At 56.8% G+C, this 14,645-nt stretch carries 8 protein-coding genes and 1 pseudogene; 7 read left to right on the top strand and 2 right to left on the bottom strand.

The genetic code is table 11. The annotated features are described in order from the left end of the window. The first annotated feature begins 112 nt into the window (after positions 1–112). Positions 113–796, top strand: coding sequence for a septal ring lytic transglycosylase RlpA family protein (locus JCM15831_RS17450; protein ID WP_084490606.1), 684 nt, complete (start codon positions 113–115; stop codon positions 794–796). A gap of 100 nt (positions 797–896) precedes the next feature. Here the strand turns inward: JCM15831_RS17450 and JCM15831_RS17445 are convergent, their stop codons facing one another. Next, the gene (locus JCM15831_RS17445; protein ID WP_084490612.1) at positions 897–1,907 is read right to left on the bottom strand and encodes a YihY/virulence factor BrkB family protein; all 1,011 of its coding nucleotides are present in this window, start codon (positions 1,905–1,907) and stop codon (positions 897–899) included. Positions 1,908–2,468: 561 nt separating this feature from the next. Here JCM15831_RS17445 and JCM15831_RS17440 point away from each other — a divergent pair. The 5 genes and pseudogenes from JCM15831_RS17440 (at position 2,469) to JCM15831_RS07590 (ending at position 10,416) form a co-directional block, all read left to right on the top strand. Continuing rightward, a pseudogene (locus JCM15831_RS17440) lies at positions 2,469–3,601 on the top strand (type III PLP-dependent enzyme). Between the two features lie 208 nt (positions 3,602–3,809). Next, positions 3,810–4,103, top strand: a complete 294-nt coding sequence (locus JCM15831_RS23330) for a P1 family peptidase (RefSeq protein ID WP_269530387.1) — start codon at positions 3,810–3,812, stop codon at positions 4,101–4,103. Beyond that, the gene (locus JCM15831_RS17435; RefSeq protein WP_306301830.1) at positions 4,079–5,107 is read left to right on the top strand and encodes a P1 family peptidase; all 1,029 of its coding nucleotides are present in this window, start codon (positions 4,079–4,081) and stop codon (positions 5,105–5,107) included. Before JCM15831_RS23330 ends, JCM15831_RS17435 begins: the two co-directional genes overlap by 25 nt. A gap of 1 nt (position 5,108) precedes the next feature. Further along, positions 5,109–6,512, top strand: a complete 1,404-nt coding sequence (locus JCM15831_RS07610; protein WP_025823836.1) for a class II fumarate hydratase — start codon at positions 5,109–5,111, stop codon at positions 6,510–6,512. 2,404 nt (positions 6,513–8,916) lie between these two features. Then, positions 8,917–10,416 carry a S10 family peptidase gene (locus JCM15831_RS07590; RefSeq protein WP_025823832.1) on the top strand — a complete coding sequence of 500 codons (1,500 nt, stop codon included), beginning with the start codon at positions 8,917–8,919 and terminating at the stop codon, positions 10,414–10,416. 108 nt (positions 10,417–10,524) lie between these two features. Here the strand turns inward: JCM15831_RS07590 and JCM15831_RS07585 are convergent, their stop codons facing one another. Continuing rightward, a complete protein-coding gene (locus JCM15831_RS07585; RefSeq protein ID WP_025823831.1) occupies positions 10,525–11,499 on the bottom strand; it encodes a LysR family transcriptional regulator in 975 nt (324 codons plus the stop codon). 739 nt (positions 11,500–12,238) lie between these two features. Between JCM15831_RS07585 and JCM15831_RS20135 the strand changes: the two genes are divergently transcribed. Continuing rightward, the gene (locus tag JCM15831_RS20135; protein ID WP_025823830.1) at positions 12,239–14,155 is read left to right on the top strand and encodes a Hint domain-containing protein; all 1,917 of its coding nucleotides are present in this window, start codon (positions 12,239–12,241) and stop codon (positions 14,153–14,155) included. Positions 14,156–14,645: the final 490 nt, after the last annotated feature.

Below are 14,645 nucleotides of genomic sequence, written 5' to 3'. Positions count from 1 at the left end.
TCACGATTTCGCGTTCTGCTCTCACTATGCTAGGAACGACGCTCGCCGCTTCGGCTTGTCGAAGCATTCGTTGGTTTGGAGTTCCCTGACACAAAGGCTAAGTGCTGTCATCATGACCTTGAAGAGCAGAAAACACACTAACGGATCGAGAGAGCGCGCAACCTTGCGTCTCTGCGCCCGAATCGGGAGTTTGACCCTGCTTTGTGCAGTCCTCGCACCTAGACACAGCGCTCATGCGGCCAGCACGGCACCGTCGGCCGATGCCCCGAGTGGACACGCCGCCTGGGCGTCTTCAGTCAGGATGGCTCTTGCCAAACGCGCACACCGAATTGCCCTTGCCAGTCATAATGTTCTGGCCTGGTCCCAGCATGGCGTTGCCAGCTGGTACGGTCGGGGTCTCATCGGGCACCGCACCAGCAGCGGAGAACGGTTGAGCGGTCAGGCGCTGACAGCCGCCCATCCCACGCTCCCCATGGGATCGAAAGTTCTGGTGCAGAACGAAGATACCGGGCGCTCGGTGATTGTGACGGTCAACGATCGCGGCCCTTTTAACAGCCGTATCATCGATCTCTCCCATGCAGCGGCCGCAGAACTGGGCATGCTTGGCAGCGGGACAGCCCATGTCAAACTGGCGCCCATTCCTTCTGACACGACGATCAAGGCGGACGAGCCGCTCGAAGTTGCCGAGGCTGAAGCCGACGACACCAATGAAGAGGCGCTCGACGCCGTGTCGCCCGCCACCAAGCCTCACGCCGCAAAAGCTTCTTCAGCGAGACATCACCGTCATCACAAATAAGGGTCTGGCGTCCGTCTCTTTTGAGCAGAGGTCAGAATAAAAAAGAAAAGGCGCGGTGCATTAGCATCGCGCCTTTTTCATGCTCGCTTGCTGATCGCTTTCAGCTTTCGGTCGCTACAGTGCCTGTAGGCTCAGGCACTTCCTGAAAGCGCGTTGCACCGGGCAGCTTCGGGTTGAACCCCTTCATGCGATCCTCAAGCCCTGCATTCAGCTCTGCGCCGAACAGAACAACGTAGGTGCCCACGAAGAACCACATCATGATCGCTGCCACAGCACCCAAGGGTCCGTAGGTCGAGCCATAGCTCGCAAAATGGCTGACGTAATAAGAGAAAGCGAGTGAGGTCAGCACCCAAAGAAGGGTTGCAACCAGTGAGCCCGGCACGATCCAGCGCCAGTCGGCTTTCTCACGGGAGGGACCGTAACGGAACAATAGCGTCACAGCCACAAAGACGAAGAGCAGCATGAGAGCCGGAGCACCGAAATGCACGATATACCGGGTGCTGTAGCTCATCAGGTAATCGGTGATGTAGAGGATCTCTGGCGGAAGATTGCGCAATCCAAAACGGTTGAGCAGATCAGGCAGATAGTCGATCAGCGCCGGGAAGGCGACCATAAGCGCGAGCGTCAGGCACGCACCGACAACGGCACCAAACGTCACCCCGAGCGCGAGCAACTGAAAGCGGAAAAACCCGCGCGTTTCGAGCACATCATAGGCAAGGTTGAGGGCAGCCAGCACCGACTTCGTGCTTGCTGAAGCCGACCAGAGAGCCACCGCGATTGAAAAAATCAGCCCGGCCGTAAGAGAGGAATGAGGCTGACCGATCAGCGTGTGGATCTGGGAGGCGATCAACTCAAACGCCGTGGGCGGCAGCAGACTGCGCAAAACATCAAGCTGCGGCTCGACTGTCTGCAGATCGAAGATCAGACCATAGACAGAGATCAACGACGTGATCGCCGGGAAGAGCGAAAGCGTGGCGTAGAACGCGCAGCCAGCAGCCGAAAGGCTGGTCTGGCTCGATCCCAGATTGCTGAATGTCTGGCGCAGGACGAGCTTCCACCCCCCAAAAGGCATGTGGATCGGGCTCTTAGCGCCCGTGCCGGGAGCCTCCATGCCCAACGCGTCTTCAGAGGACTCTGACTCGGCGTGATCGCCTGAGGTCTGCGACGCGGTGACCGCGCTCCCCGATGCTTCGGCGGCCTCTTCTGTCTGGCTTCGTCGGGTCGGCGTTTCAGTCACGCGGCTTTCCTCTCCTTCGGTGGTTCGACGCCTGCCGCCAAAACCGGTCCATTTGCGCCTGTTTTCAGGAGCGCTTTTCGTTCTCTCCTTATAGTCACGAGAGATCCTGGCACCAGCATGACGCATCGGCGTCAGAAACGTTGCACCGCAACTTCGCGTTACGGGGGTCTGACACGGCTTGACGGTCGAGAAAAAACGACAGGAGGCCCATTTTTTTGTTGCACCGAAGGGGGGTTTGGTCCCATACGCCCCCCACGCAGCAACGCACGTGCCACTGGCCCTCTGTAGGTTACGCAACGACGTCAAGCGTTCTGGCAATCGGGCTGATCCTGCTCTCTTTCGAGCACCCAGCCTCGTCCTGATCGCCGGTCCGTTCGACCGTTTCGCAACAATTCCGCCCGTGCAGTATCGGGCGGATTTCGGGAGGAGTGACTCATGACTCCGAAAATCGTCCGTTATCTTGCCGAGCAACAGCCGGCTACTCCTTGCCTCATTGTCGACGTCGACCACGTCGAAGAGCGCTATCACGCCCTGCGTGACGCCCTTCCACTGGCGCATGTCTATTACGCCGTAAAGGCCAACCCGGCTGCTCCGATCCTGGAGCGCCTGGTAAATCTTGGCTCGTCTTTTGACGCAGCTCGATCGGTGAAGTTCGCCAGTGCCTGGCAGCTGGCGCATCGCCCAGCCGCATCTCCTTCGGCAACACCGTCAAGAAGGTGTCGTCCATCCGTGAGGCTTTCGGCCTTGGTGTCGACCTTTTCGTGTTCGACAGCGAAGAAGAACTGAAGAAGCTCGCCGAAAATGCACCGGGCTCGCGCGTCTTCTGCCGCCTTGCGGTTGAGAATGACGGCGCTGACTGGCCGCTTTCGCGCAAATTCGGCACGACGGTCGCTCATGCGAAAGACCTGATGCTTCAGGCAGCCGAGCTGGGTCTCGACCCTTATGGTCTGTCCTTCCATGTCGGCAGCCAGCAGACCAGCACCGCAGCGCACGAAGCCGCCATCGCCAAGGTCGCCATGCTGTTCACCGACCTCTCCGAAGCAGGGATCGAGCTCAAGATGCTCAATCTCGGCGGAGGCTTCCCGGTGCGCTATCGCGACGACATTCCTGAGATCGATCAGTTCGGTCTCGCCATCGGTCGCGCCATGACCGAGCATTTCGGCAATGCGCTGCCGCAGATGCTGATCGAGCCGGGCCGCTTCATGGTTGCAGAAGCCGGTGTCGTCTCGACCGAAGTCGTCCTGATAAGCCGTCGTGGTGGCAAGGAGAGCGATCCGCGCTGGGTTTATCTCGATATCGGTCGTTACGGCGGCCTTGCCGAGACCGAAGGCGAAGCCATCCGCTATCGCTTTCGCACCCCGCATGATGGCCTGCCGACAGGCGACACGGTTGTAGCTGGACCGAGCTGCGATGGCGTGGACATCATGTACGAGAAGAACCGCGTGCAGCTGCCGCACGCCCTCACCTCTGGCGACCGTATCGAATTGCTGACCACGGGCGCTTATGTGACCACCTATTGCTCGACCGGATTCAACGGCTTCGCGCCGCTGGGTGAGCACTACATCTAAGCCTGAAGACCCCGCCTCTTCCCGAGGCGTTGCGATCAGAACAAAAAGGCGCCCGCATCCGGAGAAATCCGGTGCGTGGCGCCTTTTCTGTTTCATCAGGTTCGGCGCGCGCGTCTGCTGTCGACTTCCCGACACCAGAACGGGGATTTTCCTTCCGCTCTGCGAGCGTTACATCTCGGCTTCTCTCCTTTAGCTGACAGGCCGCGCCATGAGACGTCGTATTTTTCTGCTCTCCAGCCTCGCAACGGGGATCGGTCTGACGCAGAGCGTCTCATCCGCGCGCGCTGCCTCCAAAGGTCATGTCGGCCGAACGAACAGCCTGACCGATGTCGAGGGTCTGACGGTCGGACAGGCGCAGGATCCTAAGACACGCACGGGCGTGACGGTAATCCTGCCTGACACACCCGCACCCTGCGCCGTCGATGTGCGGGGCGGCGGGCCGGGCACCCGTGAGACCGACGCCTCAATGGCTGGAATCTGGTCCATCGAATCGACGCCCTGACGCTCTCGGGCGGCTCGGTTTACGGCCTCGCCGCAGCAGATGGCGTTGCCGCATGGCTGGGCGCGCGGGGACGGGGATTCGCCATGCGTCAGGTTGCGGGCGTGCCCCCCTCGCCGATCGTTCCGGCGGCCATTCTTTACGATCTCGATAATGGCGGTGACAAAGCCTGGGGTGAAAAGCCACCCTACCGCGCTCTCGGCATGGAGGCCGTCCGTCAGGCGGGCCGGAGTGTTACTCTCGGCACGATCGGCGCGGGCTACGGCGCGATGGCGGGGCGTCTCAAAGGCGGGATCGGCACGGCGTCCTGGACGACCGGCGATGGGCTAACCGTGGGGGCCATTGTTGCGACCAACAGCCTCGGCTCGGTGACACTGCCCAATGAAAAGCGTTTCTGGGCAGCCCCCTACGAGCAGGGCAGCGAATTTGGCGGACTCGGCGTGTCATCGTCGCGGATCGCCCCGGAAGACTGGAGCGGTACCAAGCTCGACCCGAAGCCCCGTGCGAATACGACACTCGCCTGTATTGCGACCGACGCTGCCCTGACTCAGGACGAACTCAAACGCATCGCGATGATGGCGCAGGACGGGCTGGCGCGCGCCATTCACCCCGTTCACTCCCCCTTTGACGGCGACACGATTTTCTCACTCGCCACCGGACGCAAGACTGTGCCCGCAGAGGGACGCGCCTTGCTGGTCGCCCGTCTGGGCAGCATCGCCGCCGATGTGCTCGCCCGCGCCGTGGCGCGCGGAGTCTATAGCGCCACACAGCCCCCCCGGCATGTCGGCCCCTCTCTGGTCCGGCCTGCCGGGTGCGCCCTCGGCTTCGCACTGACTCTCGACCACCCGGTCACGCAAAAGCGAAAGCCAGTGCAGGCAATGTGCGACGCTTCGGCCAGACAGAGGCGCGAAGATGGCGTATGTCCTGATCTGAGCGATGAGAGACTGCATGAATACAGTCAGTCTCTCATCAGGACGCCCGACTATTGTGCTTATGAGAAGATCTGACATGACAGACACACGGATCGAGAGCGACGGCCTCGGCGAGATTGAGATTCAGGCTGACAAGCTTTGGGGCGCGCAGACGCAGCGCTCGCTCCATTATTTCAGCATCGGCCGCGAGCTGATGCCGCGCGAGATGATCGAGGCCTATGCCATCGTCAAGCGCGCCTGTGCGAGCGCCAACCATCAGAGCGGCCGTCTCGGCGAGACCCAGCACAGCCTCATCACCTCGGTCTGCGATGAAATTCTGGCCGGTCAGCATGCCGACATGTTCCCGCTGCATGTCTGGATGACCGGCTCGGGCACCCAGTTCAACATGAACATCAACGAGGTCATCTCGAACCGCGCCTGCCAGATTTCCGGCGAGGCTCTGGGCAGCAAGCGCCCGGTTCACCCCAATGACCACGTCAACATGTCGCAATCTTCCAACGACAATTTCCCCACCGCCATGCATGTGGCCGTCGTGCTGGGCAGTCGTCGCCGGCTGATCCCTGCCCTCACCCGTCTGGCGGAATCCATCGAGGCCAAGGCCGAGGAATGGAAAGACATCGTCAAGATCGGTCGCACCCATATGCAGGATGCGGTGCCGGTCACGCTCGGCCAGACATGGCACGGCTATGCCGGAATGCTGCGCGAGAATATCGCCCGTCTGCAGGAAGCCGAAAAGGGTCTCTACCCCCTCGCCCTCGGTGGCACCGCGCTCGGCACCGGCATCAACACCGATGCCCCCTTTGCTGATCGCGCCTGCGCCGAGATCGCCCGCCTGAGTGACGCGGCCTTTATCAGCGGTGAGAACAAATTCGCCCTGCAAGGCGCTCATGATGCGCTCGTGCATTTCTCGGGTGCACTCCGTACCACGGCAGGCGCGCTCTACAAGATCGCCAATGATATTCGCCTGCTCTCCTGCGGCCCGCGCGCTGGCTTTGCCGAGCTGCATCTGCCCGAGAACGAGCCCGGCTCGTCCATCATGCCCGGCAAAGTCAACCCGACCCAAGCCGAAGCTCTGGCCATGCTGGCCGTACAAGTCATGGCCAATGACGTAGCGGTTGGTTTCGGCGGCGCCGGGGGCCTGCTGGAAATGAACGTCTACAAGCCGCTCATCATTCAGAACATCATGCAGAGCATCACCCTGCTGCATGACGGCAGCGAGAACTTCCGCACCTTCCTGATTGAAGGCACCACGCCGAACCTCGCCCGCATCGAGCGCTATGTGGCAGAATCCGTCATGCTGGTGACGGCCCTCGCCCCCACCATCGGCTACGACACGGCCTCAAAAGTCGCGCATCACGCCATGGACCATGACTGCACGCTGAAAGAGGCCGCCCTGGCCCTGAATGCAGTCAGCGAAGCCGATTTCGACCGCCTGGTCGACCCGCGCACCATGCTGGCACCGAATTTGAAGGGGAAGTAAGAGAAAGCGGGGCTCTGCCCCGCCCCCGGAGAGGGGCAGAAGCCCCTTTCATCGCGTTTTTGCCCGTCGCTTTGTTTATGCTGAGGATTACTTCGAGGCGACATCACCCGCATCTCAGGTGATGCCTTAAATAACGACCGATCTGATTCCCTTGATGAAAAAGCCCACCGAACGCCATGGGTTTTCAGTTAGTGGAGCGGCTTTCCCCTGATTGCCTCGCAAACAATTATTGGGCGTCTATAATTTTCGGAGCCACACTGACAGCCCTGATACGCATTTTCACGGATCAATCGCCCGGACGGCGTATCGCGTAGCGCTTCTGAAAGCGGTCGGGTGCACGCCCCCCCCCAGATCTGGTATCCATATCTGCCGCCTCTAGAAACATCTCAACAAACAGTCCCAGCGTGATAATGCGTCTGCGCTAAATGCAGCTGCGAGAATAATTTGACGCCATAAGCGCATAAGCCGAGATAAACGTTTGGGTGATTGAGCAGATGAGCATCCAGCCTCCTTCCAGCGACAATCGACAGATTTCCCATATACAAGCTGTTGAGCCCATTGGCAGTGCCTACCCCATAAAGACCAACCTCACGCGTCAGATAATCGAACAGAATGAGAGACCGGCAATCCTCCGTCTCACATCGGCGTTTCAATGCTTCTCGGGCACCTACAGCGACGCCATCAATCGTAAAAAGTTTCAGTATAGCGCCGATCGGATCCCATGTGGAAGCAGCGATCAACTCAACCGGCGCCGGTATTCTTTTCATACTTCACAAAGTCAACATCCTTTTCCTCCTGCGTTAATTGCATGAAGCAACAGCAACCTACTTGGCCAATACTAACCACGAAAAGCCTAATTATGTTCCCAAACCATCTGAACACATGTGAAATCACAGGTTGACCGTATGCATTTGTTTTATGATCACGATTGAGCATGGTGTAAGATGTGATGTCTAACAATGGACGTCGGGCATGAGCGTTGCTGACCGGGTCGGTGTGCCCGGAAAGCAAGAGACTGCCACGAAATCTACGGCAAACAATATCAGTGGTTATTTGGTGAAAAGTTTCTCGGGTCACCACCCTGCATACCACGTTGCCCGGTCCCTGACCGAAGTCACGCCTCTGATGCTTCCAGCAAAAGTCCTAGTCCAGACGATCTCGGTAACTCACTCCGCACGAACGCAACGTGAAGGCGGCTGCCTGCCTAAGACGAACGTATTGTCTCGGCCATCTGATTGGGCCCCTCTTCACACGTTACAAGAAATGGCTAGTAGCCGCAGAAGATCGAGACGTAACGGGTGCTAAAACTCTGCCTCAATAATCGCCTGTTCTAGATAAGGCATAATTTTCGAGAGATAGGAATACGTCTCGCAGTATTTCTTCTCGGCCATATACGGCCTGTCGAAAAGGTCTGAAACAACTTTTCCCAGTTGTTCATCGCCATCGGATAGTAAGACGTGCGCGTCAGAACCTCGATATGAAACACACGGATGAATTCTGTAGCAACCAGCGAGTTGATCAATGTGCAATTGACTTCTGATCGAAGCCAGCTTCATTCGCTCGAGCTTATGCTTGCGGAATAATTCGTCGTAGACGACCATTGAGTTTTCAGCAGATCGCCTCCTAATCTCGTCAAGGTATCCATCAGGAAAAGACCCATTGATGCGTCGACTGCTGTAATCGCTGGTTTTCGAGAGAGCTTCGCGAATATAGGCACCCAAACCCGATACTGACAGTGGAAGATCGACATACATTACGGGCGTATCAGGATCACTAGTCGATGTATCAGACGCCGACTGAATGCTAATGAAACACTTCTTCGTTCTTTTTAGTTGAATGCTCCGTCGCCGATCTATCTTTTTCCATGCCTCAAATCGATTGAGCACCGCACTCTCTTTTGGCCTGGCAACGAGCTCAAATTGATCAAAATTGACTGACCACCCATGTTCAAACCACTTCCCGTTTTTCCGTCTATAAGCAATCTGTCCTCCTCCCTGGTGCCCGGATCCAGCTCGCCGAAATCCAGGATCAATGCCGGTCGGCCACGCATAAAGTCAGGCCCCAAAATCCATCTCTGCTCGTCCGCTGTTGCCTGTTCGGCCACTGACCTCTTTGGTCTGACAAGATCCCCGATCAAAAAATTATCGCTCAAATCCAGACTCCAAATTCTATTGCCCTGCAGTATCAGGCCATCACGAAACGACGCTCGGAAACCTCTTTTACCCGATAAACCGCTGCATTATAAGTAATTATTGAAATACTCACACATTCAATATAAAGAGACGGCAGCTCGCCTGAAAATGGTATAGCTGGGCGCGTCATATACACATTCCAATTGCATCGATTCCCGCATTGCACCCCCTTTCGAGACTGTTATACTGTTCCAAACTCGAAAGGACTTTGCATGTCGCGCAAGACTCTTGTTGCGGCGTTGCTGGCTTCGGCCTGCTTCGCCCTGCCCCTTCTCCCCGTCGCTCACGCGGCTGAGCCTGCTAAGAGCGAGGCGCCGAAGGAGGGATTGGCGGCGCTGCTGCCTGCGGATTCCATCACCAAGCATCATCTGACCGCAGGCGGGCAGAGCATTGCCTATACCGCCCATGCAGGCACGGTCACGCTGCGTGACAAGGAGGGCAAGCCCTCCGCCAAGGTCTTCTATGTGGCCTATACGAAGGACGGGGCGAATGCTCAGACGCGCCCGGTCTCGTTCTTCTTCAATGGCGGCCCCGGCGCGGGCACGGCCTATCTGAATCTCGGTGCGGCTGGCCCGCGCGTACTGCAATTCCCGGCCGATCATCCGGAAGATGGCGCGCGCGCCCATCTGGCGGATAACCCGGATAGCTGGCTGCCTGCCACCGATATGGTGTTCATCGACGCCGTGGGCACGGGCTATTCGCAGCCGATCGACCCGAAGAAGGCGGCAGATGCCTTCTATAGCGTGACGAAGGACGGTGAAGCCTTTGCCAAGGCCATTCAGCTTTGGGTCGGGCAGAACGGACGTCAGGCCTCGCCGCATTATCTGGTGGGTGAGAGCTATGGCGGCATTCGTTCGGCACAGGTGGCCGATGCGTTGCAGCAGCAGCAGAGCCTGATCGTCAATGGCATCGTGATGATCTCGCCAGCCATTCAGATGCAGTTTCTGGACAACACCAACAACCCGATGGCCTCGGCCATGGCGCTGCCGACCTTCATCGCGTCGCATCTGTCGCAAACCGGCAAGCTGACGCCGCAGGCGGTGGATGAAGCCTATCACTATGCGCTCGGCCCTTATCTGAGCACGCTTGCCAACGCCCCGCCGAAGGGCGATGACGCGAAGAAGTTCTACGCCGATCTCGCCGCTCGCACCGGCCTGCCGGTTGAGGTCATCACCAAGGAGATGGGAGAGCCCAACCCGTTTGCTCATGACGTGCGCAGCCGCGAGGGTCGTCTTTACGGCATTTACGACTTCACCCAGTCAATCCCGGACCCCTATGCCGATGGCATCGAGAACGGCCAGAGCCCGGAAATGACGCTTTCCGGCTTCGGACAAGCCTTTGGCAATGCGTACGCCGGATATCTGGCCAATGAGCTCGGGTATAAAACCGAACTCACCTATGACCTGCTGAGCATGGAAGTGAACGGCGCCTGGAAGTTCACCAGCTCTGGCTCGCAGCTGACCGATCAGGTCGGCATTCTGCGCAAGATGCTGGCGCTCGACCCCAGCCTGCATATCTTCATCGCCAATGGCTATTTCGACATGGCCTGCCCGTTCGGCACCACACGCTGGACCAAGGACCACATTCCAGTCGGTGCCGATCGCATTTCGCTCCACCTCTATGAAGGCGGCCACATGCTCTACACCCGCCCAGCCAGCCGCGCCGCACTCACGCGCGATGTCGGTGCGTTCTACACCGAAACGTCGAAGTAAAACCCGAAAACGGCGCCCGTTGGTTCAAACCCGACGGGCGTCGCTGCTCAGTCGCCTCGTTATGTTTAAGGGGCGCGCTTCGAACATCAGACCGCGTGAAACACGCCCTCATCTGAAACGCGGGGCGACAAAGCTCTTGTCGAAAACAGGCGGCGATCCTGACATGTCAGACGAAAACACCTTGATGGCTTCCTCGACATATTTCTTCTGAGGCAACCCTCCGAGCCACGCCAGGCCGCTTTCGAGCTGCATCTCCTCCATCGTTTCGTAAGAAGTTGCGACGTCGATATATTCAGTCGCCAATGGCAGTGCGTAAGACGGGATAATACCCCATCCATTGCAATTCAGAAAAAGCTCGAGCAAGCCGGAATAGGAATTATACTCGATGGTTTCCAGCGGCTGTTCCAGATCACGCGCATAAAGCACGGCATCGAAACGATCCCGCATGGCAATGCCCTTTTGCGGCAGGATCCAGAGATCCTTCCGATACAGCTCCCATTGATCGACAATATCTCTCATAGACCGGACACCTTCATGAGAGATTGCGACGCAGCCCGCACGCAACATGGGCACGAATTCGATCAGGCTGTGACGATCGATCTGAAATGAGTCGATAAAGATAATATCGAGCTCACGCCTGTTGAGCATATCTATCAGAACATTCCGCTCTCGATGCGTTATCCTGATATTGCGCCCCTTCTCTTTTCGCCTGATTTCAGCAATGCCCTGCATGACACGTCTCTCCAGACCCATCGCCTGCATACCGATATTGAGCGTACCGAGTTCCGCCTGCTTGTATTCGTTTACTGTCTTGATGAGCTTATCCAGTTCATGACCGATGGCCCTGCTCGACTCCACGATGAGAGAGCAAATTTGTGTTGGTTTCATCCCCTGATGAGACCGAACAAAAAGCTGCACGTCCAAGATCCTCTCGATCTCCAGACAGGACTTCGAGAGCGCGGCGGGTGTCAGGTTCAGCTTGGCAGCAGCGGCAACGAGCGATTGTGTCTCACAAATCACATCAATGAAGTGCAGATATCTGAGCTTTATTTTCCTGATGACCTGCTCATTCACGCTCTTCACGAAAGTCTCCCATTCATTTCTTCATTTTCGTGCAGCAGCGAAGGTATTGCGTAGTCGTAACAAATAGATTCCGCGCGCTCGCTTCTCCTGTTGCCGAGCCCCTTACTCAGAAGTCGCGCTCCCCCTTGAAAACAGACCAATCGGTCGCACCACCCAATGCCGCCTCCTCCCGTCACACCGCGCAGCCGACCTGCTCCGATTTCACGGAGAGCTAACGCTTATCAAATGATTGTGATTGCACATGATTTTGTATTTTCCTGCGCCAGCCACCCGCAAGAAGCCCACCCTCGTTCAGGGCATGTTTCGTTGAAGAGATCTTGAGTACTCAATGGAGACCCACGCCCGGAATGAAGCGCTGGCCCCTGAATTCCGGGGATAGCTCCTTCGTTTTTCTGGATTTTTCCATTTAAATATCGCGGCAAGACGCACAAATTTTTGTGCAGTATTCTCGGCGGATCGATAAAACCAAGACAGGACGGGATACTTACTCAATCTTCAAAATTTGGTTGAAGATCCTTAACCAGATTTCGGTTTTCAACGGCGCATCTTCATCTCAAAGGAAGCGAGGAAAGTTAATAAGCGACAAACAACGCAGATCCCGAGAAGACAAAAATACTCAGGTCTATTTGGCTATCGAATTCTTCGGCTCGCGATACGGATACGCTGAGTAACGAAGCACCGCATCGATAACCAGAAGACGATCGGATCACTGTGCGCTGTTTTGCAAAAGGCAGAAGAAATGCAGGCCGATACCTCGTACAAAACAACAAGCTCCGCTGCTCCCGATGACAATAATGGCATCTGGGACGGCTATCTGTCCGCAGGTCCCGTCGATCTGACAGGAAGTGGTTCAAGCTCTGGGTCGCTCGCCAGCAGCGAAAAAGGCCGGTTGTCCGTCAATTATACAGACAGGAGCTTCGTCTATGAGGCAGCAGACGGGACAATTACAACGGGGAAAATCGACAAGACGTTCTCGTTGGGTGGCGTCGAGAACGTGCCTCTCGGAGGCGGGACATTAGCATTTACCGATAAAGAGGGCAGACTCTGGATTTTTTCCCAAAATGCCGCTTCCAAAAATTCCTACTGGAATTACTCCACCTCCGGAGGGGGCTACCTAACCGTCAATACTCCGAATGGATTGGGCACCGGGTCGGTCTATACTGTCGGAACACCCTCTTCCGATCTTTGGTACCGCGAACAAAAATACGCCGTGCAGCCTCCTCCAATCCAGATAATCAAATGGTCAGGTTATCTCGCAGGAGGACCTACTCCACTCGATGCACAGCGAGGGAGCCTGAATGGGACGGAAGCAGGAAAACTCTACGTCAATTACGCTGATCGCTCATTTTCCTATGAGGCCGCAGACGGCACCGTCACTACAGGAAAAATCGACAAAACCTTCTCATTACCGAGCATCGAGAAGATGTCGCTCGGAGGCGGAACCCTCGCCTTCACCGATGAACAGGGAAGGCTCTGGGTCTTTTCGGAAAATCTTCCCAGCGCCAATTCGAGGTGGAGTTACATCCCTTCAAGCAACGGATATTTGACTGTCGTCTCCGCACCAGCTTCGGGCAGTGGCTCCGTGCAGACAGTCGGGCGAGGCTCTTCTGACCTCTGGTACGACGAACGTAAATACGGCACAGCCGTTCCGGAAGTCTGCTATCTTCCCGGTACTCTTATCAGCACCCCCCTTGGTGATCGCGAAATCGAAACGCTGAAAGCGGGAGATGAGATTTTCGTCCTTCGCAACGGACAAAAGACCATTGAAGAGATTATCTGGACAGGCACCGGGTTTTGCTCGTCGCGCAAGTCGCCGCATCAGGATCTGTCGAGCTACCCTATCAGGGTACGGAAAGGGGCTCTTGGAGAGGGGCTTCCTTCAACGGATCTCCTCGTCACATCGGAGCATTGTCTCTTTCTCGAGGGCGCCCTCATCCCGGCACGCATGCTCGTCAACGATGAATCGATCGCGTATGAGAACACACTCGAGAGCTACTTCTATCATCACATCGAGCTCCAAACCCACGGGCTTATTTTCGCTAATGGCATCCTGAGCGAGACCTATCTCGATACCGGTAACCGCTGTATTTTCACCCATCATCAGTCTCGTCATCCCGTCATCCCGCTTCGGTCGAAGACTCTGTGCTGGGAGCGTGATGCTGCCGCCCCTCTCCGAACCGATCGACTTTTCGTGGAACCCATCTGGCACAAGCTCGCGGGACGTGTCGCTGTTCCTCCCTGCTCACAAGCGTTAGTCGACCCCGCTCCAGAGATCTTTCTTCAGACAAGTGGCGGGCAAAAGATTCTGCCGAGCCGATCTGGTCAGGGCGGACTTATGTTCCGGATTAACCCGAAAGGCGAGGACATCTTTCTGCGGGTGAAAACGCGCAGGCCCATCGATACCGTTGGTCCGTTCATTGACGACAGACGGGAGCTTGGCCTTCAGGTGACCGGCATCCATGTCTACACCCCGAACACAAGCCTCAAGATTCATCCGAACGCCATCAGCGGCGCAAGATGTGGCTGGCACGATATCGACTCAACCACGCAACGCTGGACGACGGAAAAAGCTCTCATTCCTCTGGACAGCCCCGTACTCGACGATCCGATCGTCATCTTCATCGATAGCGTCGCTCCGGAATATCGTGCCTCGTAAACGGTGAGATCACGCAGAGCACACCCAACATGAGCTACGCTCACAAGGCCTGCCAGGTTCTCGATACGCAGCAGCAAATCGAGAGCCGAAGCTCTTGCTGCCGTGAAAGGCTTTCGGGCAGGCCACCTAGGCAGGAACCGGGTAGAACTAAGGCATCATCAGGCAGACCTATTGCCTCATAAAGGTAGAATCGACACCAAACCACCAACCCAGGCTAGCTTGCGCTGCGTCGTGAATTAGCCAGGACCCATGGCAATGCCCCGTTCACAATAATGTCAAAAACCGGAACATTTCGTTCTCATGGCTATCCTGAAAGGAAATCCAGGGTGATCTGTCAATAATTCTCGGCTCAAAAATGGTATGAACCGTATGAAGAGTCCGGTAAGGCTGATTGCCTCTTCATCGCGCAGAACTGCTTAATTATGGAATTGTTCGAGGAAGCAGGCAACGCATCCAGAATGTACCGCCGACAAGACAATATCATGACCTC

The organism is Asaia astilbis JCM 15831 (assembly GCF_000613845.1).
In the GTDB taxonomy this organism is placed as follows: domain Bacteria; phylum Pseudomonadota; class Alphaproteobacteria; order Acetobacterales; family Acetobacteraceae; genus Asaia; species Asaia astilbis.
Note: the sequence above shows the minus strand (reverse complement) of the source record. Positions and strands in the feature narration are given on the sequence as shown.